Source organism: Sphingobacterium sp. lm-10, from assembly GCF_023554555.1.
GTDB lineage: Bacteria > Bacteroidota > Bacteroidia > Sphingobacteriales > Sphingobacteriaceae > Sphingobacterium.
This window is the reverse complement of the sequence record NZ_JAMJWC010000001.1, coordinates 2,399,650-2,422,860: the sequence shown is the minus strand read 5'-3', so window position 1 is coordinate 2,422,860 and position 23,211 is coordinate 2,399,650. Positions and strand designations below refer to the sequence as shown.

Sequence of the window (23,211 nt, the reverse complement as noted above, 5' to 3'; positions counted from 1 at the left end):
TGTCAAACAACAAGGTAAGCGGCTTCTTCACAAATTAAACTATAATAAACTAGATCTTTCTTCGTTATCCTAAATGGGAGCGAAGCATCCAGGCTGTTTTCTCGTGTTCTTCCATCAATCCCGTCAAGAAGTCTTCTGTACCTGTGTCGCCAGCTGATTGGGCTAACTCGATACCAGAGCGTGTGACCATGATGACCGTTTCGAAATCCGATGTCAACTCTTTAATCAAACCAATGCTATCGGTGCCACCGTGTTGTATCTCCGATAAATGCGTTAATTGTAAGTACTTTGCCAGTGATCCTACCGCGTAATGTCCGAGCATACGCACTCGCTCCGCTACATCATCAATATTAACCGATAATTGATCATACAAAGTTTCGAAAAATAAGTGTTGAGCATGAAAATCAGGCCCTTCCACATTCCAGTGTGCATGTCTGATCTTCGTATATAATACGGTGTAGTCTGCCAATAATTTATTTAAAAACTCAGACACATTCGCCATATCTCTTTCTTGCAAACCAATTTCAGGTTGCGTTTGTTTTTTTGATAGTGTACTCATAATATTCCTAAATTTTAATATATAACTATCTGCAAATTATATGCCTGAGTGAGTGTTTTACGTAAGGATAATGTCAATTTTAAATCCACTCCATTTCATACTAATTGGCATAACCTATAAAACTTACATTCTTCTGATTCCTGGCTCTTGTCCTGCTCTCTGTTTCCTATTATCTTTGTAAGAATCAAAATCGAGAAGATATGTATCCAGAATATTTAGTAACCCCTATGCGTCAGGAACTAGTAGACGCGGGATTTGAAGAACTAAAGTCTGCAGAAGCAGTGGAGAGCGCTATTCCAGCAGAAGGCACCGTATTCGTTGTTGTCAATTCAGTATGTGGATGTGCTGCTGCCAATGCGCGCCCTGCGGCCAAGGCAGCGGTTAAAAACGAGAAACACCCAGACAAATTAGTCACTGTTTTCGCTGGTATGGAAAAAGATGCTGTTGATAGAGCACGTCAATACATGTTGCCCTATCCTCCATCATCACCAGCTATGGCTTTGTTCAAAGATGGCCAGTTGGTACACATGATCGAGCGTCATATGATTGAAGGCCGTCCAGCACAAATGATTGCAGACAATTTAGTGGCAGCATTCGACGAATACTGCTAGTATTCTAATTTTGTTTTTTTGAATAAAGAAAGGCTTTTCGTGCATACGAAAAGCTTTTTCATTTTTATCTGTTGCACAATTTCATCTATAATCTCCGTTAATTCTTTCGTAAATTAGCACAAAGCACACTAACACATGAAATCGATACTTGCCATCTTTGGTTTACTCATTTTCTTTGGCTCCTGCACCACCAACCATGAGGTAGATCTGATTGTGTATAATGCGCGGGTGTATACCGTAGATTCCTCTTTTACTATTGCAGAGGCTTTTGCAATAAGGGGTGGTGTATTCATTGAGATCGGAAGTTCTGATCGCTTGCTTCAACGTTATGAAGCTAAGGAAACCATCGATGCGCATGGCGCAGCGATCTATCCTGGATTCTACGATTCTCACACACATTTTTTGGACTTTGCATCCTCTCTGGATATGACCAATCTGTACGGTGCACAGTCTTTCGATGATGTTTTAAAGCGATTACAAGTGCATCAAAAAACCTATCCAGACCGCCCTTGGTTAGTAGGCGCAGGATGGGATCAAGAACGGTGGGGCGATGAGCCTTTCGCAGTAAAGGATTCTTTGGACAAATATTTTCCAGATATTCCGGTTTATCTTTCTCGTGTCGATTACCAAGCAGCTTCCGTGAATTCCAAAGCATTAGCAGTCGCTGGTATAGATTCTGCATTTTACGTGGAGGGGGGATTGATTCTGACAGATTCGGTGGGCAACTTGAGTGGTGTATTAATGGATAATGCCATGGCATTAGTAAAGGAGCATATTCCTGAGGTAGACGATGCACAGGAGTTGCAAGCCTTAACTAAAGGCGAGCAACTGTTGTTTTCTGTAGGGTTAACCAGCATCGTAGATGCCGGTCTAAATGAAAGGGATTTGGAGTTTTTAAGGAATCTTTACACGAGCAAAAAACTGAAAATACGGAATTACGCCATGATTGAAGATAATCTGCGGACTGTGAAGCGCATGATTCGTAGCGGATATTATGATGATGGTCGCCTGAGTATACGTAGTGTAAAGCTGACTGCAGATGGCTTACTAAGAACCCGCAGCGCCAGCTTATTAGCTCCCTACTCAGACGATAGTACATCCTGCGGTTTTTTGTTGCAGACACCGCAAGAATTAGAGCAGGTCATCAAAGAGCTTGCGGCGACAAACTTTCAGCTCAGCACGCGCGCCGTAGGCGATTCCGCCACTCGGTTCATACTTGATCTTTATGGGAAATATATTGGTCAAAATAATGACAGGCGATGGCGTATTGAACATGCTCAGGTAGTCAACGAAGCTGATTTTGAAAAGTTTGATCGCTTCCGAGTTTTTCCATCGCTACAACCGGCACATGCTACATCCGATATGCACTGGGTAAGAAATAGGATCGGTGAAGACCGCTTACGCAATGCTTATGCGTTGAAACGATTGGTAGATAACTACGGAATGGTTGCCATTGGGAGTGGTTTTCCAGGAGAAAACTTCAATCCACTAAACAGCTTCCATGCTGCAGTAGCACGTGTTGATGCAAACGGACTTCCAGCGGGAGGTTTTGAAATGAAAAATGCACTTACGCGTCGTGAAGCACTGATGGGGATGACGATATGGGCCGCACAGGCATGTTTTCAAGAATCTAAACGCGGAAATATTCAACGCGGCAAAGATGCTGATTTCGTAATCTTATCGCAAGACATCATGACGATTCCGAATGAAGAACTTCGGAGCGTGGCAGTATTGCGCACGGTAATTGGTGGAGAAACGGTATATCAGCGCAAATAACGACCAGCTAGATTCGTCCATTGGATTCTCTTACAGGCAGGTCATCGTCTGGAACTCGCACTAAGTAGCGAGCCGTCAACCAGTAGATAGGCAAAATGATAAAAATAAAGCTCAACACCGTGTATACAAAGAAACGGAAAGAAATCCAGTCTCGATCTACAGAATTCCCTTGGTAAATCGCACTGTAGGAGCTCTCAAAATAAGAATGATTGCGTGCCAATTGCGTCAGCACTTGTTTTTCTTCTCCCGGATCGTACAACTCAAAAGACAGAAATCCACCTACGTTGATCTTCTTGAAGTGACCGAGTGATTGTTCGAAATAAGACTGTCCCTTATCTCTGGCGAAGTCTTTCTTAGAAATGGTATTTTCATATTTAAAGGCGAGCCAAGCTTTAGCGGAGCTTCTATAAGCAGTTTTTTGAGAGAATATGGGCAGCAAGAACAAGGATTTTAAGTACACCTTATTGCGATTCCATAGTTTTCCATTTTCATAGGTATGGATGGGCACAACGCGTAGGCGATCCACATGCCATTCACCAAGAGAAAGAAAAGTAGGCTGCTCGTGCGGAGGCATTTCTTCGATGCTTTGCAAATGCAAAACCTTGCCTACGTTATAGCGAACACTGCTGGAGAGAGGTTGGAATAAGCCGACTGAGGAACAAATCAGAATCACAATAATGACGAAACGATGTGCTGCTTGTCGCTCCATGGGCAAAATAAGAAGATGGAAATTTGTTTTTCCGTAAAGGTACGTTACGAATGGACTACTGATCGCAGCACCAATAAAGAGCGGTAATAAAATTCGGGTGATAAAAAGGGGGAGGCTATCATCTTGGGTATGAATGTACCAACCATACAGCAAGCTGCTAATCAATAATATAAAAAGCAATGCCATTAGCATTGCTCCAATAAAATGTCTTCTATGTTTTGGCTGCCTCATGTTCTCTAATCTAACTAAAAACAGCCTTATTATCAAGCGATTGCTTATTGCATATCGAAGAGATGCTTCTCTGCATGGTACGATGATCTTACCAATGGGCCAGATTCAACGTATTTGAACCCCATCTCTAAGCCGATTTCCTGATAGCGTTGGAATTGAGCAGGAGTAATCCATTCAATTACCGGATGGTGTGCTTTGCTCGGTTGCAAGTATTGACCAATGGTCAGAATATCTACCCCCACTTCGTATAAGTCGCGCATAGCTTCTACTACGTCTTCTTCTGTTTCACCGAAGCCCAGCATGATGCCAGATTTAGTACGCAATCCTGCTTCTGCGATACGACGTAAACATTCTAATGAACGGTCGTATTTTGCTTGTATGCGTACTTCACGTGTAAGTCGACGTACGGTTTCCAGATTATGAGATACGACCTCAGGCCGCACTGCTAATACGCGATCCAGATTATCCCATTGTCCTTTAAAGTCAGGTATCAATGTTTCCAATGTCGTTTCCGGACTTTCTCTGCGAATCGCATTTACGGTTTCAGCCCAGATCGTAGATCCACCATCTTTTAGGTCATCACGATCTACCGAAGTGATCACGCAGTGTTTTACCTCCATCAGTTTGACCGATTGCGCCACACGATTTGGTTCATCCATATCTACCGCGAGTGGTCTGCCGGTTGCTACTGCACAGAAGGAACACGAGCGCGTACAGATATTGCCCAGAATCATGAAAGTAGCCGTGCCGGCACCCCAGCATTCGCCCATATTAGGACAGTTACCACTCTCACAGATCGTGTGCAATTTATGCTCATCAACCAGTCCGCGCACATGGCGATATTCCTTGCCTACAGGCAATTTTACACGTAGCCAATCAGGTTTTCGCTGTGTTTGTTGTGCGGGAATAACGGGTAATTCAATCATATAACAAAGTTACACATTATTTCATTTTTTTAGCAAGCCATTTGTCGAGCGAGTTTCATATGTTTACTATTTTATCGATCATATGTAATACTTGTGCGCGTTGGCGTTTGAAGAATAGGCGTATTTCATAAAAGTTTTACAATGTGCTCGTTGGCGGTTCCCACTTTATTTAGGATCTTTGAGAACAAACTTGATCCCTTTCCTATGAAATTTTCGCGACTCACACTACTTGGTTGTTTTCTAGTAATCACTTGGTGCAGCAGCTCGGCACAAGAGCTACATGCGGATCTTATCCCCAAGCCAAACAAAGTTGTGATTAATGAGGGTGCGCTTAGTTTGGATCAATCTTTTCCCGTGTATTACAGTGAGCGTTTCATGGAATTAAGCCAATTGGCGACAGATATTCCGGGCATGCGCATCTCTTCGTTTGAATTGTTCAAACGCGTGAAAAAGCAACAACCCACCAGTATATGGATCTTAGAATCCCAAGCATCGGACAACCTGCGCGCAAGTGAATATACGCTTATAATCAACCCACGAGGAATCGTGATCAAGTCACCAGATGTTGCGGGCGCTATGGCGGGGATGCAGAGTTTGCATCAATTGCGTATGCTGCAGGATTCGAATGCATTACCTTTTGTAGAAATACAGGATAAACCCCGTTTTGGGTATCGGGGTTTGCACTTAGATGTTTCTCGCCACTTTATGCCTTTCGATTTTCTGAAAAAATACATCGATGTGATGGCGCTGTATAAGTTCAACCAGTTTCACTGGCACTTAACTGACGGCGCCGGCTGGCGGCTCGCTATTAATCGTTATCCAGAGCTAACCAGTAAAGCGGCTTGGCGCCCACAGGCCCATTTTCAAGATTGGGAACAATATGGGAAGCGTTATGTAGCGCAGGGCACGCCAAATGCACATGGCGGATTTTACACCCAAGAGCAAGCGCGGGAGCTGGTGGCTTACGCTGCAAGAAAAGGAATTAACATTATTCCAGAAATAGAGATGCCCGGTCATTCCGAAGAAGTATTGGCCGTATATCCAGAGCTTTCTTGTACCGGTTTACCCTACACACAAAATGAGTTTTGTGTGGGTAATGAGCAGACATTCACCTTTCTGAAAAATGTATTGGATGAAGTGTTGGACATTTTTCCTTCGGAATACATCCATATCGGGGGGGACGAGGCCGACAAATCACACTGGAAAACCTGTCCTAAATGCCAAGCATTAAAAGAAAAGCTACAATTGCAGACGGAAGAAGAGTTGCAGAGTTATGCCGTCCAACAAATGGATGAATACTTGCAAGCTAAAGGGCGGAAGATGATCGGCTGGGATGAAATTCTGGAAGGCGGGCTGACGGATGGAGCCACCGTGATGAGCTGGCGCGGCGAAGAAGGAGGAATCGAAGCAGCTAACAAAGGGCACGATGTAATCATGACACCACAGAGCCATCTTTATTTCGACTTCTATCAATTTGATCCGCGAACGCAGCCCAAAGCATTTGGAGGGTATTTGCCTTTGGAACGCGTGTACAGCTACAATCCGGTATCTACTCAAATCGACGCCGACAAAGCCAAACATATTTTGGGTGCACAAGCGAACTTGTGGACAGAATACATGCCTAATCCGCAGCAAGTAGAGTACATGGCTTTCCCACGCGCCTTAGCATTAGCAGAGGTCAACTGGACCGAACAGGAGCAGCGTGATTTCCCTGAATTTAGACGACGATTACAAAAGCATTATGCGCTATTGCAAGATTTGCAGGTAAATTATTACCGTCCAAGTTTCGATGTACAGTACGACGTAGTGTACGATTCTGCGAAAAGATCGAACCGGATTACTTTATCTTCCGAGCAGTTTGATCCCACGATACGGTACACTACAGATGGGACTGATCCAGACAACCAATCCCCGCTCTACATAGCGCCAATAGACCTGGCGGTAAGTGCAACGCTCAAGACGGCTTCATTTTTGGATTCTGCGCGCATGAGTCCCATTACTAATGTAGAGTTGGATATACATAAAGCCATTGGCAAGTCGGTACAGTACAATACCAAATGGAATGAGCGTTATCCTGCGCAGGGCGAGCGTACTTTGGTCGATGGACGTAAAGGGGGCGTTACGTATCAAGATGGCAAATGGCAAGGCTTTACTTCGGATATCGAATTAGTGATTGATTTGGATCGCCGCGAGGAATTACGTCGTGTGGCGGCGCGCTTTATGCAGATGCCAGGGCCAGGTGTATTCTTTCCGGGTTCGATAAAAGTGTGGATTTCTGACAATGGGAAAAGCTATCGTGAAGCCGGTTCGCTTGTGCCACATGTAGATGCAAACCCTGGGGTACTGGATATACAATCCTTTGAGGTTAAATTCGATAAGCCAGTAATGGCTAAATTCATCAAGTTTGAAGCAAAGAATACGAAGAATGCATTTTTATTCATCGATGAGCTGGTTGTAGACTAGTAAATTGCCTATTTTTTTATTATTCGTATAAGTTTGTACCTATTTATAAAAAATTACTGTAATTTTGCACTCCGACAAAGCAGTCGGAATTCCGCACTCTACAATGCACATCCCGTTGCGCTGTCCCACAATTAACAATTTGTATTTTAACATTTTGAACAAAAAGAAATGCCTAGAAACACTTCCATCAACTCGGTTTTAATTATCGGATCGGGGCCTATTGTCATCGGACAGGCCTGCGAATTTGATTATTCGGGCTCACAAGCCGCCTTATCTCTTAAAGAAGAAGGTATCCGAGTTTCGATTATCAATTCTAATCCAGCAACTATTATGACAGATAATATTGTTGCGGATCATGTGTATCTATTGCCACTTACTTGCGAGAGTATTGAGCAAATATTGGAAGAACAGCAAATTGATGCCGTATTGCCTACCATGGGCGGGCAGACCGCATTAAACTTATGTATCGAAGCATCCAACAGAGGCATATGGGATAAATACAACGTCAAAGTAATTGGAGTTGATGTCGCCGCAATCGAAAAAACAGAAAACCGGGAAGAGTTCCGTCAACTGATGATTGATATCGGTATCGGCATTGCAAACTCTAAAATCGCTAATTCGTTTTTGGAAGGTAAAGAAGCAGCGCAATTGATCGGCTTTCCGCTGGTTATTCGCCCGTCGTATACGCTTGCTGGAACCGGCGGTGGCTTTGTGCATAAGAAAGAAGATTTTGATGCCGCACTGAATCGCGGTTTGCATGCTTCTCCTACTCACGAGGTGTTGGTAGAGCAGGCAGTGTTGGGGTGGAAAGAATTTGAGTTGGAACTGCTTCGCGATACAAATGATAATGTCATCATTATCTGTACCATCGAGAATTTCGATCCAATGGGTATTCACACCGGAGATTCCATTACGGTAGCACCAGGTATGACGCTGTCTGATAAATGTTATCAAGACATGCGTAACCAAGCGATCCTAATGATGCGCTCTATCGGTACCTTCGCAGGAGGTTGTAACGTACAATTCTCTGTAAATCCAGAGAATGAAGAGATCATCGCGATCGAGATCAACCCACGGGTATCTCGTTCATCCGCTTTAGCTTCTAAAGCAACAGGATATCCAATTGCGAAGATTGCTGCGAAACTAGCAATCGGTTACAATCTAGATGAGTTGCAAAATCAGATCACTAAAACTACTTCCGCTTACTTTGAGCCAACGTTGGATTATGTGATCGTAAAAGTACCTCGCTTTAACTTTGATAAATTTAAAGGTGCTAATAAAGAATTAGGATTGCAGATGAAAGCCGTAGGGGAAGTGATGGCTATCGGACGTACCTTCATAGAAGCGTTGCAGAAAGCGGCGCAATCGCTGGAGACAGGTCGCGCCGGCTTAGGGGCCGACGGACGCCAGTCGCGCGATCTGGAAGAGATCATGTACTCTCTGGAGCACCCAAGTGCAGATCGTCTTTTCCATGTGAAAGATGCCTTTGAAATGGGAGTTCCTTTAGAGTCTATCCGTAAGGTTACGCATATCGACAAATGGTTTTTGGTACAAATCCAAGAATTGGTACAGTTAGAAACAGAATTACGTCGTTATCAACTCAACAATATACCGCGTGATTTCTTCCTTACCTTGAAACAAAAAGGATATTCTGACGTACAAATTTCTTGGTTGTTGGGTAATGTAACAGAAGACCAAGTCTACGACCGTCGTACAGAACTAGGCATCCGCCGCGTGTACAAAATGGTAGATACCTGTGCGGCTGAATTTCCGGCACAAACGCCCTACTATTACTCCACATTTGAGGAGGAAAACGAATCAAAAGCATCTGACCGTAAGAAAATCGTGGTATTGGGCTCTGGGCCTAACCGTATCGGTCAAGGTATCGAGTTTGATTACTCCTGTGTACATGGCTTATTAGCGGCTAAGGAATGTGGCTACGAAGCGATCATGATCAATTGTAATCCAGAGACGGTATCCACCGACTTCAACATGGCCGATAAGCTTTATTTCGAGCCCGTATTCTGGGAGCATGTACGTGAGATCATTGAGCTGGAAAAACCAGAAGGTGTGATTGTACAGTTAGGTGGTCAGACCGCGCTGAAGATGGCGAAGCAATTAGAAGATTTAGGGGTGAAGATCATCGGAACATCTTTCGCCAATATGGATTTAGCCGAAGATCGCGGTAGTTTCTCTGATTTACTAAAAGAATTGGAGATTCCTTATCCAAAATACGGCGTAGCCACTTCTGCAGAAGAAGCTATTGTGGTAGCGAATCAAGTCGGTTATCCCGTGTTGGTAAGACCTTCCTACGTGTTGGGTGGACAAGGTATGAGCATCGTGATCAACGACGAAGACCTGGAAAAAGCAGTAGTGAAATTACTACGCACACTTCCAGGAAACCAGATCTTGATCGACCATTTCCTAGATCGTGCGGAAGAAGCGGAGTCAGACTCGATCTGCGACGGCGAAGATGTACACATCATTGGTATGATGGAGCACATTGAGCCTGCTGGTATTCACTCGGGCGATTCGTCGGCCGTGTTGCCACCGTTTAGCTTGTCTGAAGCAGTGCAGGGTAAGATGGAAGAGTATTCCCGTAAATTGGCCAAAGCATTAAATGTCCGTGGATTGCTGAACATACAATTCGCCATCAAAGATGAGCAAGTATATGTGATCGAAGCCAACCCACGCGCATCCCGTACCGTACCATTCATTGCTAAAGCATACGATGTACCCTATATTAATATAGCCACTAAAGTAATGTTGGGAGAGAAGAAGTTAAGTGATTTCACGATCGTACGTAAGCTGAAAGGATACGCCATTAAAGAGCCTGTGTTCTCTTTCTCTAAATTCCCGGAGGTAGATAAGCAGTTGGGGCCTGAGATGAAGTCTACAGGTGAAGCCATTCGCTTTATCAAAGACTTGAATGACCCTCACTTCCGTGAGTTATACAGCCAAAAATCGATGTTCCTGAATGCACAGTAGGTTTTTTTAGATGTGGGTATTTAGATGTGAGTACTTAAATTTGAGTATTGAGATCTGAGTATTGCGATAAGAGAACGGTGGTTATCCAAAAGGGTAGCCACCGTTTTTTTTTGCTAGCAGGTGTATCGTCCTTGCGAAGCCGAAGTATGACGCTGTGGCAACCTTCTAACTATAGATATTTGTTTTTAGATCGCTTCGTGCCCTCGCGATGACGACAGAACAGATGAGGTTGAGTGTTTAAAAAAATTCGTCATTACGAAGTCAAGGTACGCGGGTGACCGCCAAGGCAGCTCCGAAGGAAACTAATCTAAAACGGAAAGAATCCCATTCGGTCAACCGAATGGGATTCTTTAAATCACGTCCTTGCGAAGCCGAAGTATGACGCTGTGGCAATCTTTGAATTACAAATGTTTTTGTTGTTGAGATCGCTTCGTGCCCTCGCGATGACGCTGCTTTTGGTGACTTATCAAGAAGAGGATCGCCGTAGGAAATCAATCTGAAGATAGTTTATATCAGTCTATTAACCTTCTGAACCCTATTAACTTTATCAACTCTTCTATTAACCCTTTTAACTTATCTCGTCAACCAGCCATTGGCCAACACTTCTTTGGCATGATAAGTTAGGATAGCGGAGGCGCCTGCGCGGCGGAAACTTAATAAAGTTTCCATGGTAGCACGCTCTGCATCTAGCCAGCCGTTTTGTGCAGCCGCTTTCAACATTGCATACTCACCGCTTACATTATACACCGCGATCGGTAAGTCAAAATTATCGTGCAATAGCTTCACCACATCGAGGTAGGGAAGCCCTGGCTTCACCATTAGAAAATCTGCTCCTTCCTCGGTATCTAATTGTGCTTCTATGAGCGCTTCGCGCACATTAGCAGGATTCATTTGATATGTCTTTTTATCACCTAACTTCGGTGCAGAGTTTAAGGCATCACGGAAAGGGCCGTAGAATGCAGATGCATACTTCGCCGTGTACGACATCAACGATACGTTTGTAAATCCGTTCTTATCCAATATTTGTCGAATGTAGCCAATGCGGCCATCCATCATGTCGGAAGGCGCAATTATGTCGGCACCAGATTCTGCGTGTGCCAAAGCCATCTTACCCAAAACCTCCAAAGTTTCGTCGTTCAGAATTTCGCCATTTTCCACAATACCATCATGCCCGTCTGAGCTGTAGGGATCCATCGCGACATCCGTCACCACACAGGCTTCTGGGAAGTTCTTTTTGACGGCTTCGATAGCGCGAAGATACAAGCTGCCCTTCCGATAGCTAACTGTTGCGTGTTTGTCTTTGAGTGAATCCTCAATATTTGGAAATAAATCAAAGGATTTTAGTCCAAGATTCATACAGCTTTCTACTTCACGAAGTAGATTATCTATACTGTACCGGAAGATGCCCGGCATCGACTTTACTTCAGTCTTTTGATTTTCTCCGTCGACAATAAATAAGGGGAAAATCAAGTTGCTCGCCTGCAATTGCGTCTCCTGAACCATATCACGAATTACGGCCGATTTTCTATTTCTACGTGGTCGAATCATCATCTTATTTATAGTTCTAGTCCAAATACTGCTTCTGCCAATCCTACCTCATCTGCCGAAAATGGTATCACGTACGGAATACCCATTTCGTCAAACTTCTTGCCGGTCGACGTACCAATAGAGATTACTTTTTGTCCTGGATCCAATAAGTGCTCTCGGAAGTAAGCCTCTACATTGCTCGGAGAGGTAAAGATCAATACCTCTGCATTGCTTTTGTCTACGTCTTCCAGCTGTACCGTCTCATAGATCGGAATACTAATTACTTCGGTATCGGCGCTCAACGCGTTGCGTACCGTATTCATACTTTCTTTAGCACATGGAATGACGACTTTCGTGCCATTCGCTATCTTCGCAAATTCTACTGCAAATTCCTCTACGGTCACCCCAATCTGGTCGCCCGAAAAGTCGGCCACACGATCGTATTTACGTAAAGCTTGTTCTGATCCTTGACCCAATACAGCGATCTTTGTCTTTTTCATGAGGAAAGGCTCCAATCTGAAGAAATGGTCTATGGCGTTTTTACTGCCGAAAAACAGCCAATCCACATGTTTCAGGATAAAAGAATCCAAGTGTTTTATGATCGGGAATATTTTGATCAACGATCTGCCTTCCACCTCGATCTCATGTTTCTTCAGAAAACGAGAGAGGTAAGCGTCATTATCTAGGTCACGAGTAATAAAAACAGATTTCGTTAGCTCACGTTCCTTCTTGAATTTATCAAATATGCTTTGTGCTAATCCTTCGGTGCTTTCCGCACGTACAAACAGGCGGTCTGGAAATTCTTCATTATCCTCTGCAACAGAAGTCCATACCTCATATTGTCCGGCATGCTTGCGACAATAGCAGCCTAAGGGTGCATGACAGCCAGCATCAAATAGATTGAGCACTTTGCGTTCTACAGCGATAGTCTCCTGAACGGCTGTATCATTGATTGGCTGCAAAATTTGAAACAGCTCCTGGTCGCTATCGCGAATCTGAATAGCCAATACGCCTTGCGCTGGGGCAGGAATAATTTTTATTGGCGGAATAGCTTCTACATGAAATTCAGATAGATCCATCTCTACGCGCTCAATACCCGCCTTGGCTAGCATGATGGCGTCATATTTTTCGTCACGAAGCTTCTGCACCCGCGTCTGTATATTTCCGCGCAGGTCGTCAAAATTCAGATCTGCTCGGAAAGAAAGTAATTGCGCTTTTCTCCGGTTGGAGGAGGTGCCTACTTTTGCTTTACTTTTTAGGGATATCCGTTGGGAAATGTCGACTGCTTCCTTGCGGATGATTAATAGCTCAGCAGGATCTTCTCGTTCTGAAACTGCTGCTATAGTTAATCCTGGAGGATTAACAGTCGGTAAATCTTTGTGAGAATGTACGGCCAAATCAATTTGTCCGGAAAGTAATTCTTCCTCTAATTCTTTTGTAAAAAATCCTTTTCCTTCTAACTTATCCAGCCGGAGATGCTGCACGATGTCTCCCTGAGTTTTAATGATCTTTAGCTCAGATGCTACACCAATAGCCTGTAATCTGTCTTTGATATAGTTAGCCTGCCATAATGCCAAAGCACTTCCTCTCGTGCCGATTGTAAGTTTTCTATTCACAGCGAAATAATAATGGTTAAAGATGTGGGGCTATAATTACCCGAAATGATGCTAATATGCAGGAGAAAAAAACGAGAAAAGGAGTGAAAGAGTTCAATTAATTTTGAGCGGCGTCGGAAGACTGTACTAAAATCTCTTTGGCCATCACCATAGGAACTTTGATGTATTTCTTTTCCATATAATTGATGACTTTCTCGAGGACCTCCAATGCTTGTGGATCCAGCCCATTAAGCTCACGTGCAAATACCTCATTCATAGCGGTAGCGCGTATTTCCTTAATCTTATCCGGAACCTGACGCATAGCAACCTCCACACGTCTTTGTTTGATCATCGGAAGAAATTCTTCGATGTTTTGATGTATGATTTTCTCCGCATGATGTAGCTCATCATAGCGTTCTTTAATATTTTTCTGTGCGATGGCCTGTAAGCTGCTCACCTCAATGTAATGGATTGGGTTTTGCGCAATTACAGCAGCGTCAATATCATTCGGGATCGCCAAATCCACGACTACTTTTTTGTCTACTTCACCATTACATAGTGAGGTGTACAACGCTTGATCCACGATCGGTTCGGATGAGCCTGTACAGGTAATCATCACATCAAAACCGTGTTTGTAGTTCGCCAATTCAGTCAAAGGGAATGCGGCAGCATGAAGCTCTGCTGCTAAAGCGTATGCCTTTTCTACCGTTCTATTGAAGATGACAAAGTTTTTGTATTTATGCTTTTTAAGGTACTTCGCTAAGTTTTGGTTCGTTTCACCAGCTCCAATAATCAGGATGCGTGGGTTTTCGACCAATTTTACTTCTCTCAGCTTACGATAGGCTAAAGAAACAACCGAAATCGGATTGCGAGAGATATTAGTATGTGTGTAAACTTCTTTAGCTGTTTTTACCAGACGATCCATCATCATGCGCATGAAATCACCGGTGAATCCGGCATCGCGACAACGCTCATAAGCGCGGCGAACCTGCGCTAGAATTTCTTTCTCGCCAACAACCAAGCTCTCAATAGAGCAAGACATACGAAGCAAATGATTAAGGGCTTCCATGCCTGAGTATTTGTTCACTTGGCCTAGATAGCATTGCAGGCGCTCAGAAGGAACACAAAAATTCATGCTGTGCATGAACTTCGCGATAAACTCATCAGTAAGCTCATGCGCACCATAAAATACAAACTCTACGCGATTACAAGTGCCAATGTAAAAGATTTCAGGGATATCCAAGCTGTTCTTGAGATTGATCAATCTGTGGTTCAACTCTTCGTTGCAGATTACCAAATTTCCCAAGTCTTTCAACTCGACATGTTTGTGTGTAAACGCTATTACTTTTAAATTTTCCAAAGTCTGCTGCTCGCGCTATGATTCGTCCTGCAAATGTAGACCAAAAGCGATTTGTTTATGTCAAGAATCTGTCAAAGCAACAAATTTAGAACGATTTTAAATAGTGCTTCTTTTTATTTAATCGTCTGTTTTTCAGATAATTAATAATTATCTTTATTCATCTTGACGACAGCTGTTCGTAATTTTAGATAGGCCTATTTGCCAAAATCTTTTAAACGCTGAATTCCAATGTCTTTTTTCTCTATATCCAATTGAATTACCCATGCTTTTTCCGCCAACAGATCGAGTCTTGTTTTCGGGTCGCTCAAGGAAATTGGCTTTATGCGTACCTCTTCTTCCAGTATGGGTTGGCTGGTATGCAGGGTGTTAGCATGTCTGATAATACGAATAGAAAAGGTCGGCCATTTACCTACAGCAGAAAAATTAGCCTTGTGGAATTCTACTGTTTTACTTGGACTAAGGAGAGCCGCAAAATGCCCCTTTTGCTTGCCGCTCTGCGTTTCTCCAATGGATATCAATAATTGAAAGGAAGTTTCGTTTACCAACCAGAATTTCGCTAACCCATCTTTCGGTTCTCCGGTGACAGCCAGATAAATTCCTTTTTCAACAAATTCGCCCACCACCGGTGCTGGAGAGTCTTCATCGTCTTGACGCTTCATATCCCCATGTACAGCTGTTATTTTGTTAACCGATACTGGGATCTCAAATCCAGATTCGTCCGTGACGCCGATAATGTCGTCGTTTAGAAAAGAAGTGATATGGCCTTCAATAGCCTCATCCACAAATCGTACAAAGTCACCTATTTTGAAGTTCATAATATATCACCTAATTATTATTGTCTAAATCTATTTATTGTTCTGAGGACCGGGGATCAATAGATCCAATCCGTTTTTAGTATATTCTTGCTGATCCAGAAGCTGCATGTAGCTGTCCTGAGAAATCATATTGGCACCAAGGCTTTCCAAGTGTTCTGAATGTACTTGGCAGTCAATTAGCTTCAAGTTAGCGTGCTTTGCCAATTGAATTAACGCATACTTAGAGCTGTTACTCACCAAAGAAAACATGCTTTCACCACTAAAGACCTGGCCAATAAGCACCCCGTAAAGCCCACCGACCAATTCATTTTCCGTATTCCATACTTCGATAGAGTGTGCGAAGCCCAATTCATGCAATTGAATATAAGCATTTCGCATATCTGTCCCGATCCACGTACCATCCTGATCTTTACGAGTTGCCTTTGCACAGCAATCAATCACAGCAGAAAATGCCTGATTGTACGTCCATCGGAAGCGATCGGATCGAAGTGTCTGGCGCATGCTTTTGCTAATGCGGATATTTTTTGGATCTAACACGAAACGCTCATGTGGCGCATACCACAATATGGGTGTATCATCACCATACCAAGGAAAAATTCCGTTTTGGTAGGCGTGCAACAGTCGGGAAGGAGATAGGTCGCCACCTACAGCTAGCAAACCATCAGCCTCGGCCAAAGCCGGATCAGGGATTTGAGCCGGATCTGCGTTTAGTTGAAAGATCATGAGCTAGATTAGCAGATCAATCTTCGTCTGGTTGACGAGGCTCTTTGCTGATCTGGTCAAATATTTTGTCCATGTGTTCCACGTACTCGTTCGTGTCGTCTAAGAAAAATTCTAGATGTGGTACAATACGTGCATTATTCTTAATGCGTGTACCCAATTTGTACCGGATTTCACTGGATTTCGATTTGATCTTCTCCAAATCCTTTTTAGCGGTATTCGTATTGATGAAGCTAAGGTAAACCCGTGCTATTGCTAGATCGGGTGTGACCCGCACTCTAGTAACGGTTATAAATGCATTCGGCGCCCACTGATGTGCTTCCCGTTGAAATATCTCTGCTAAATCTTGCTGGATTACTCCAGCAAATCTTTGTTGTCTTTTGCTCTCAGTTGCCATGATAATATGAGGTTATAAGTTAACGCTATATTAAGCTACAAATATAAACAAAATAGATCATATGGATTTTGAAGTCAGAAGTCAGAAGTCAGAAGTCAGAAGGAAGAAGGAAAGGACGCGAATAAAATACTGATAAAAGGAAAAAGCTTGTCTTAGGATTAGACAAGCTTTTCATCAAAAACTAGTTTATAATTGGATAGCATGAATTTCGTGTAAGTTTTAAGACTTTTTAGGTCTATCAAGTTTAAAGTTTACTCTGGTAGTGGAATGAGTAAGGGTAAGCTTACTCAGATTTTTTTTTCATCTCCCTTTACATCACAAACATAGGGTTTTGAATTAGACCTCACAAACTAAAACTCAAAAAAAAGTAAGTGGTTACTTTTGCTTATATCTATGCTTTATACTAAATCTTAGCTAAATCGAATAAAGCGCCTTAAACCGCTTACTTTCCTATTTAATTAAAGCTACGTTCTTCCAAGTGCTTATCCATGTCTAAATAGTCAATACCTTTTTCCCACCAGTCGGGAGAAGTCGCCCCTTTAAGATAGTAGTCAAAAAATTCCATCATGCGTACCGCATAGTCTTTTCTGTTAACCTCTTTTACTAAGCCGTGGTTTTCCCCATTGTATGTCAGCATCGCTACCGGCTTCTGTAATCGACGTAACCCATTGAAATACTCAATCCCCTGCGTGTAGTCGACTGCACCATCTTTGTCATTATGAAGAATGACCAGCGGCGTATTTACATTCTTGATATGGTATATCGGAGAATTGCGCGTGTAGGCATCCCAATTGTCCCAATAACCAGTTGTTAATCTTCCTTGAGAAGATTCAAAGATACTTTGGTTGGTCGTTCCTGAGTTCCAATAAATCAAGCTATACATACTAATCATATTGGTCAGTGGTGCTCCTGCCACAGCGGCTTTGAAGATATCGGTCTGCGTGATGAGAAATGAAGTCTGGTATCCTCCCCAGGAGTGTCCGTGAATGCCAACGCGCTCTGCATCTACGATGCCTGTCGCTACAGCTGCTTTCACAGCGGGTACCACACATGCAACAGCAGACATTCCTGGATCATTTAGTTTATACGCGATATCCGGCATCAACACGGCATATCCGTTGCTCGTGTACACTGCCCGATTAAATCCTCCGCCCGGAAACGCAGGATTTGAATAACTATTCGTGCCATCCGTCAATCGTTCGTAGATGTACGTAATCGTTGGGTACGATTTTCCTTCTACATAATCTGCAGGTAGGAAAAGGGTGGCTTGCAAGGTGTCGCCAAAGTCGTTTACATAGCTGATTAATTTTGACCCGCTGGATAATGCGTAATCATTTTTATTCGGCGTATTCTCCGTTAGCTTTCTTGTATTTTTAAATGTTGCGTTCTCGGTGACATACAATTCGGGCGATGTAGTATTGTTCTCTTTTACAAAAAACAGCTCATTCGCCTGTTTTGGTTTGCTGATATACGAATACAGATCGTCAGAATGCTGGCGTATTTCGAGCTTGTTGCTTCCGGCCTTCCATACGGCAATTCCTGACTGCTTGTCGCCATCATTAAATACGGTAAAGTATTGGTCCTTCTTTAAATCCGTAAAATCATCGTCTGGGTATAGGTTAGATAAAAGACGAGATACTGCCCATTGTTGATCTTTCCAACGGTCTGTTATTGCGATTGCCGACTTGCCATCCACAGAAACTTTCCACAGGTCAAAGTTATCTCTTAAAAGCACATGCTTGCTATCAGCAGTCCAGCCAAAGTTTGGCGTGCCGGGCTTTTCTACGTTGTTATCTACTTTTTCTGCTATAAAGCTTGCAGAGATCTTCTCCGTCAGATTGGTAGAGGCCAAGCTACTCGTATTCAAGTTGTGGTAATGGCCATCTTGGTAGTACAAAAGGTATTTCCCATCTGGAGAGAAAGATATATTTCTCAATGCGTTGAGGTATAGTTTTTCAATCGCTTTACGACTGTGTCCGGTCGCGATATTCACAAGATACAGGTCGGCAAACTGCTGCCCATCCAGGCTGGAAGCCATCTCATACGGTGTGTAATCGAGCGCGTAACCCAAATCCTGATTGGAGGCTAGTAAAATGCTTTTGCGCGTGCTATCAGCCAGCGATACGAATTGTTTGGTTTTTATATGGTAAGCAGATTGCACCGTGTAGTTTTTATCTCGGTTAGATTGCGTGCGCTGGGCGGACTGTAAGCGTTTATCTTGCCAGTTCCAGATAATCATATCTGGTTTCTCCGCATCTTTATCGGCTTTAACGGTAGGTTTTTTCTCGGCAATTTTTGTAGAATCCTGAACCGTGCTGTCTGCTACGGCCTTTTCTGTTTTTTCCAGTTTGGCGATGCCAAAGAATAACGTGTTAAGATCCTTAGACCAAAAAGGACTACTATTTTCACTGATGCCGAATCCGGCGCTAATTTCTTGCTCATCCAACCCCGTATAGCTGATGATGTTGGAAGCATCGCCACGGATATCTTTTACGCCGATCATCGTATATACTGGCGTTTTGTACTTCTTGTCCGTCTTAGCTTTTAACAGCGCCAGCGCGTTACCTTCTTTGTTCCAAGTGATTTTGCTATACGCTGCTTTTTCATTGTCGAGCGCGTATGTAGTGCCTGTCTGCATGTCGCGTAGAAATACGCCATTTCCATTTTTGCCATTCGCATCAATCGTGTAAGCCAAGTATTGCCCCGATTTGTTAAACTGAAATTCGTTGACATTACCGATGTTGAAGCTGTGTTTGTTTTGTAAGTTGTATAGCAACAGGTCGCTTCCTTTGGGAGCGTCGGCACCTTTAGGGCCTTCGCCCGGTGATTCAAAACGTACTGCCAGCCAGTTTCCGCCTTCGTTTGAAAATTCAAATGATTTTGCTCGCTCAAATAGGACGCTGCTAGTGTCCTTCACAGTCACCAAACGCAAGCTCTTAAAATTGGGCTTCTTCGCTTTTTCGTTTGCCTTGATGGTTTTGTATGGAGCAGCTTCAAAGAACGCAACATGGCTAGCCGACTCATTGAAGCGTATGGCTCCCGCTTCTCCGCCAATTTTGTACGTATAGTTTGTCGTGTCGAAAGCACTTTTTAATAGTAGGTTAAGATCCCCTTGTGTGGGGCCTTCTGCGTAAGCATACCATTTTGCATTGTTGGAGATCGCCAGAACGTTCATGCGTACATATTGCCATTTCGGAATGTCTTTCCATGTGATGGGTGGTTTACTTTCCTGCGCTTGTCCCAATAAAGCGGCCGATAAAAGTGTACTGATTAGTATAAGGTGTTTCAAATTCATAGTAAGTTATTCGTTGCTCGTTAATTTGGATTTTCGAATATATTGAATTTTAATTCTTTTTTCGGTAGGTATCAGCAAGGTTACCGTCTCGAAACAATTGATTTAACGGTATGCAATTGGTACTTTTGGAGGATTTAAATTCGATCCTTCGGAATGGAAGTAGGCGATGGCCACAAATTCTCCTCACCCGAGGGCGAAAGCATGATTTTATAGGATATGAAGATTTGGCAAAAAAATATAGACGTTGATACTTTCGTAGAAAACTTTACGGTTGGTAATGACCGAGCAATGGACCTCCAGCTAGCCGGAGCAGATGTATTGGGATCGCTGGCACATACGAGGATGTTGCATAGCATCGGACTGATGACGGCAGATGATCTCGCTGCAGTACAAGCCGAGCTTAAGCAAATTTATCAGGATATACTTGCCGGAAATTTCGAAATCGAAGACGTGGTAGAAGACGTGCATTCGCAGATCGAAATGTTGCTGACACAACGTGTCGGCGAAGCCGGGAAGAAAATACACTCCGGCCGTTCGCGCAACGATCAGGTGTTGGTAGATCTAAAGTTGTATTTCCGTACAGAGATCGAAAGTATGGTAAAACACACCGAAGGTTTATTTAGCCAATTGATTGAGCTAAGCAATACGCACCGCGATGTGCTGATGCCAGGTTATACCCATTTGCAAATTGCTATGCCTTCCTCTTTCGGGTTATGGTTCGGTGCTTATGCGGAAAGCTTGGTGGATGACCTGCACTTGATGAAAGCAGCTTGGCAGGTGTGTAACAAAAACCCATTGGGCTCGGCTGCCGGTTACGGTTCCTCATTTCCGTTAGATCGCACGATGACCACCCGATTGTTGGGTTTTGAAGATCTAAACTATAATGTGGTATATGCTCAAATGGGCCGTGGTAAAACAGAACGTATTTTAGCACAAGCCATGAGTTCGATTGCGGCTACATTGGCCAAATTTGCGATGGATGTTTGTTTATTTATCAATCAAAATTTTGGATTTATCTCCTTTCCAGCGCATCTGACAACCGGTTCCAGCATTATGCCTCATAAGAAAAATCCGGATGTATTTGAGTTGATTCGCTCGCGCTGTAATAAGATACAGGCGCTGCCGAATGAAATTGCCTTGATGACTACCAATCTGCCTGTAGGGTACCACCGCGATTTGCAGCTGTTGAAGGAAAATTTGTTTCCTGCGTTTCAGTCGTTAAAAGATTGCTTGGAAATTGCCACCTTCATGCTGCAGCATATCGATATCAAGAATGATATTTTGGAAGACCCAAAATACGATTACCTGTTTAGTGTGGAGGTAGTCAATAACGAGGTCTTGCAAGGAATCCCATTCCGCGAGGCGTATAAGAATATTGGCCTGTCTATTGAAGAGGGAACTTTTAGTCCGGAAAAATCAGTGAATCATACGCACGAAGGCAGTATTGGTAACTTATGTAATGATCAGGTCGTTCGCTTGTTCGAAGAAGCGAAATCTTCTTTTGGCTTTGAGCAAGTAGAAAAATCCTTGGCAGCGCTTCTGGCAGATTAAACAAATCTATCAATCCGTAAAAAAACAGGTCTGGAATAGCTATTCCAGACCTGTTTTTTTATGAAAACCTAGTTTGCAGATTATAAGAATCTAGTTGAGCAAACTAAACTATCCGCGTTTAGCCAAAGTAATCTTGGTGTCTAATTCTTTGACCAACTTATCCACATTGCTTTCCGATCCAGAGTTTTGGAAACGAATAAAGCCTTCTTTGTCGATAATGACTTTGGCTGGAATACCTTGAATGCCATAAGCGGTTACGGTCGCTTTCGAACGATCTTTCATTTCGTCGAATAATACGTGGAAGCTGTAGTTGTTTTTAGCGATAAATTCATCTACTAGCTCTTTGTAGTTTTCTTCCCGTTGCCACGTGTCGATAAATAAAAATTCCACTTCGTCGTCGTTAGCATATTTGGTCACTGCAGCTTGCATCCCTGGAAACGAAACGATACACGGGCCACACCAGGTTGCCCAGAAGTCTAATACCACGACTTTACCTTTGAAATCAGATAGAGAAACTTCCTTACCGTCACGATTCACTAGTGTAAATGCAGGCGCTTCCTCTTTCTTCATTTCCTTTTCATATTTCGCAAAGTATGCCTCTGTCATTTGCTTATCTAAGTCCGCTAGGTGTGCTTGAAAGTCAGCCTTGTCACCATGTACATCTTTGTACAATACCTGAGCCTGCGCCACGATAGTAGAATCTTTACCATTAGCTGCGATAAACTTTTCGTAGGTTTCCAATGCTTTTTCTTTCTCACCTTTTTGAGCATACGCATTGCCTAATACTTTTGCATTCTTCAAGGCGTAATAACCACCAAAGTGTGATTCTTCCAACGAAGACTGTGTGATCTCGATGGCTTCATCATAGTTTTTTTCTTCCGTTAGCGCCGCTGCATATATCGGAGCTACCGCAGCATAATAATTAGCATTGTTGCTCTGCTTTTGTTTTGGGTCTTCAGACTCGGAAGCAGCCTTTCCCACCGTGTAAGCATCCTTCAAAAGGGGAGCAAATGCAGCATAATCCTTGTCTGCGTCAGTCAGCTTATCGAAAGTAGTAGCTACCGCAGGAACATAAAAATCAGTACCTTTTAGTTGGCTTAATATTTCTCTGGTTTTGGGCATATTCGACTCTTTCACATAGCGATTTACTAAGTTAAAAAGTGCGGAATGATAAATGCTATGGTCTTTTTCAGCGTAATTAGCGGCAGGATATTGCTTTGTCCAAGCAACATATCGCTGCTCGAAATCTGCTGCAGAGATATCTTCTCCAGCTTCTTTTAGCATTTCAGAATACGATTTGTTGCGTACGGTTTTACCTTGAGGATATTGTGATTCAATAGCTGCACGAATTGCCGTCGCTTTCTCGGTATCATCCAACGCTCGCTCATATATAGAGGCCGCTAAAGTCAACTGGTCTTCATCTTTTTTTAGAGCGAGTGCCTCTGCCTCTTGCTTCAAAAGGGCTTTGTCTTCCTCTGTGCCACTTGACGCTAATTTATTGATCTGCGCTACAATTTCTTCGTAGCTCGCGCTGTCTTTAGCGGAAACAACCTCCTGCGCATTGGCCTGTTGGAAGTATAATACAGCGCTGCAGGCTAGCGCGATCCATTTTATATTTTTCATATTGTTATAACTTACTTTTTAACGCCTTGTAAATACTCCAGAACATTCGTATCCTTCGAAAAGGA

16 protein-coding genes are annotated in these 23,211 nt (G+C 43.2%); 5 read left to right on the top strand and 11 right to left on the bottom strand.

Annotated features, from left to right (window positions below; translation table 11 throughout):
- Window positions 1-64 precede the first annotated feature (64 nt).
- Window positions 65-559: a Dps family protein gene (locus M8998_RS09805; protein WP_249992404.1), complete on the bottom strand. Its 495-nt coding sequence runs from the start codon at window positions 557-559 to the stop codon at window positions 65-67.
- Between the two features lie 200 nt (window positions 560-759).
- Here M8998_RS09805 and M8998_RS09800 point away from each other — a divergent pair, with 200 nt between their 5' ends.
- Together M8998_RS09800 and M8998_RS09795 are read left to right on the top strand one after the other, a co-directional pair.
- A complete protein-coding gene (locus tag M8998_RS09800; protein WP_249992403.1) occupies window positions 760-1,170 on the top strand; it encodes a BrxA/BrxB family bacilliredoxin in 411 nt (136 codons plus the stop codon).
- A 135-nt stretch (window positions 1,171-1,305) separates the two neighbouring features.
- Window positions 1,306-2,946 (top strand): amidohydrolase, encoded by a 1,641-nt coding sequence (locus tag M8998_RS09795; protein ID WP_249992402.1) that lies wholly within the window; start codon window positions 1,306-1,308, stop codon window positions 2,944-2,946.
- Between the two features lie 7 nt (window positions 2,947-2,953).
- On the opposite strand, the gene M8998_RS09790 is transcribed toward M8998_RS09795, so the two are convergent.
- Both M8998_RS09790 and lipA read right to left on the bottom strand, forming a co-directional pair.
- Window positions 2,954-3,886, bottom strand: coding sequence for a hypothetical protein (locus M8998_RS09790; RefSeq protein WP_249992401.1), 933 nt, complete (start codon window positions 3,884-3,886; stop codon window positions 2,954-2,956).
- A 44-nt stretch (window positions 3,887-3,930) separates the two neighbouring features.
- The gene (gene lipA / locus M8998_RS09785; RefSeq protein ID WP_249992400.1) at window positions 3,931-4,812 is read right to left on the bottom strand and encodes a lipoyl synthase; all 882 of its coding nucleotides are present in this window, start codon (window positions 4,810-4,812) and stop codon (window positions 3,931-3,933) included.
- Between the two features lie 204 nt (window positions 4,813-5,016).
- On the opposite strand from lipA, the gene M8998_RS09780 reads away from it, so the two are divergent.
- Together M8998_RS09780 and carB are read left to right on the top strand one after the other, a co-directional pair.
- Complete coding sequence (locus tag M8998_RS09780; RefSeq protein ID WP_249992399.1) at window positions 5,017-7,275, top strand: glycoside hydrolase family 20 protein; 2,259 nt, start codon at window positions 5,017-5,019, stop codon at window positions 7,273-7,275.
- A gap of 168 nt (window positions 7,276-7,443) precedes the next feature.
- Window positions 7,444-10,263 (top strand): carbamoyl-phosphate synthase large subunit, encoded by a 2,820-nt coding sequence (gene carB, locus M8998_RS09775; protein WP_249992398.1) that lies wholly within the window; start codon window positions 7,444-7,446, stop codon window positions 10,261-10,263.
- A gap of 573 nt (window positions 10,264-10,836) precedes the next feature.
- Here carB and hemB read toward each other — a convergent pair.
- From hemB to M8998_RS09740, 7 genes are all read right to left on the bottom strand, one after another.
- Window positions 10,837-11,814 carry a porphobilinogen synthase gene (gene hemB / locus M8998_RS09770; RefSeq protein WP_249992397.1) on the bottom strand — a complete coding sequence of 326 codons (978 nt, stop codon included), beginning with the start codon at window positions 11,812-11,814 and terminating at the stop codon, window positions 10,837-10,839.
- A gap of 5 nt (window positions 11,815-11,819) precedes the next feature.
- On the bottom strand, window positions 11,820-13,406 hold the full coding sequence (hemC, locus tag M8998_RS09765; RefSeq protein ID WP_249992396.1) for a hydroxymethylbilane synthase: 1,587 nt from the start codon (window positions 13,404-13,406) through the stop codon (window positions 11,820-11,822).
- A gap of 97 nt (window positions 13,407-13,503) precedes the next feature.
- The gene (gene hemA / locus M8998_RS09760; RefSeq protein ID WP_249992395.1) at window positions 13,504-14,745 is read right to left on the bottom strand and encodes a glutamyl-tRNA reductase; all 1,242 of its coding nucleotides are present in this window, start codon (window positions 14,743-14,745) and stop codon (window positions 13,504-13,506) included.
- A gap of 194 nt (window positions 14,746-14,939) precedes the next feature.
- On the bottom strand, window positions 14,940-15,560 hold the full coding sequence (locus M8998_RS09755) for a DUF8465 domain-containing protein (protein ID WP_249992394.1): 621 nt from the start codon (window positions 15,558-15,560) through the stop codon (window positions 14,940-14,942).
- Between the two features lie 30 nt (window positions 15,561-15,590).
- Window positions 15,591-16,283, bottom strand: a complete 693-nt coding sequence (aat, locus tag M8998_RS09750) for a leucyl/phenylalanyl-tRNA--protein transferase (protein WP_249992393.1) — start codon at window positions 16,281-16,283, stop codon at window positions 15,591-15,593.
- 16 nt (window positions 16,284-16,299) lie between these two features.
- Window positions 16,300-16,677 carry a 30S ribosome-binding factor RbfA gene (rbfA, locus tag M8998_RS09745; protein WP_249992391.1) on the bottom strand — a complete coding sequence of 126 codons (378 nt, stop codon included), beginning with the start codon at window positions 16,675-16,677 and terminating at the stop codon, window positions 16,300-16,302.
- A gap of 454 nt (window positions 16,678-17,131) precedes the next feature.
- The gene (locus M8998_RS09740) at window positions 17,132-19,972 is read right to left on the bottom strand and encodes an alpha/beta hydrolase family protein (RefSeq protein ID WP_249992387.1); all 2,841 of its coding nucleotides are present in this window, start codon (window positions 19,970-19,972) and stop codon (window positions 17,132-17,134) included.
- Window positions 19,973-20,188: 216 nt separating this feature from the next.
- Between M8998_RS09740 and argH the strand changes: the two genes are divergently transcribed.
- On the top strand, window positions 20,189-21,523 hold the full coding sequence (argH, locus tag M8998_RS09735) for an argininosuccinate lyase (RefSeq protein WP_249992386.1): 1,335 nt from the start codon (window positions 20,189-20,191) through the stop codon (window positions 21,521-21,523).
- A 108-nt stretch (window positions 21,524-21,631) separates the two neighbouring features.
- Here the strand turns inward: argH and M8998_RS09730 are convergent, their stop codons facing one another.
- Complete coding sequence (locus tag M8998_RS09730) at window positions 21,632-23,146, bottom strand: redoxin family protein (RefSeq protein WP_249992385.1); 1,515 nt, start codon at window positions 23,144-23,146, stop codon at window positions 21,632-21,634.
- Window positions 23,147-23,211: the final 65 nt, after the last annotated feature.

What these genes read in the sequence shown, in the direction of transcription:
- M8998_RS09795 (WP_249992402.1), top strand. Translation starts at nt 1,306, where the DNA reads ATGAAATCGATACTTGCCATCTTTGGTTTACTCATTTTCTTTGGCTCC.
- M8998_RS09800 (WP_249992403.1), top strand. Translation starts at nt 760, where the DNA reads ATGTATCCAGAATATTTAGTAACCCCTATGCGTCAGGAACTAGTAGAC.
- argH (WP_249992386.1), top strand. Translation starts at nt 20,189, where the DNA reads ATGAAGATTTGGCAAAAAAATATAGACGTTGATACTTTCGTAGAAAAC.
- hemB (WP_249992397.1), bottom strand. Translation starts at nt 11,814, where the DNA reads ATGATGATTCGACCACGTAGAAATAGAAAATCGGCCGTAATTCGTGAT.
- M8998_RS09755 (WP_249992394.1), bottom strand. Translation starts at nt 15,560, where the DNA reads ATGAACTTCAAAATAGGTGACTTTGTACGATTTGTGGATGAGGCTATT.
- rbfA (WP_249992391.1), bottom strand. Translation starts at nt 16,677, where the DNA reads ATGGCAACTGAGAGCAAAAGACAACAAAGATTTGCTGGAGTAATCCAG.
- M8998_RS09780 (WP_249992399.1), top strand. Translation starts at nt 5,017, where the DNA reads ATGAAATTTTCGCGACTCACACTACTTGGTTGTTTTCTAGTAATCACT.
- M8998_RS09740 (WP_249992387.1), bottom strand. Translation starts at nt 19,972, where the DNA reads ATGAATTTGAAACACCTTATACTAATCAGTACACTTTTATCGGCCGCT.
- M8998_RS09730 (WP_249992385.1), bottom strand. Translation starts at nt 23,146, where the DNA reads ATGAAAAATATAAAATGGATCGCGCTAGCCTGCAGCGCTGTATTATAC.
- lipA (WP_249992400.1), bottom strand. Translation starts at nt 4,812, where the DNA reads ATGATTGAATTACCCGTTATTCCCGCACAACAAACACAGCGAAAACCT.
- carB (WP_249992398.1), top strand. Translation starts at nt 7,444, where the DNA reads ATGCCTAGAAACACTTCCATCAACTCGGTTTTAATTATCGGATCGGGG.
- M8998_RS09805 (WP_249992404.1), bottom strand. Translation starts at nt 559, where the DNA reads ATGAGTACACTATCAAAAAAACAAACGCAACCTGAAATTGGTTTGCAA.
- aat (WP_249992393.1), bottom strand. Translation starts at nt 16,283, where the DNA reads ATGATCTTTCAACTAAACGCAGATCCGGCTCAAATCCCTGATCCGGCT.
- M8998_RS09790 (WP_249992401.1), bottom strand. Translation starts at nt 3,886, where the DNA reads ATGAGGCAGCCAAAACATAGAAGACATTTTATTGGAGCAATGCTAATG.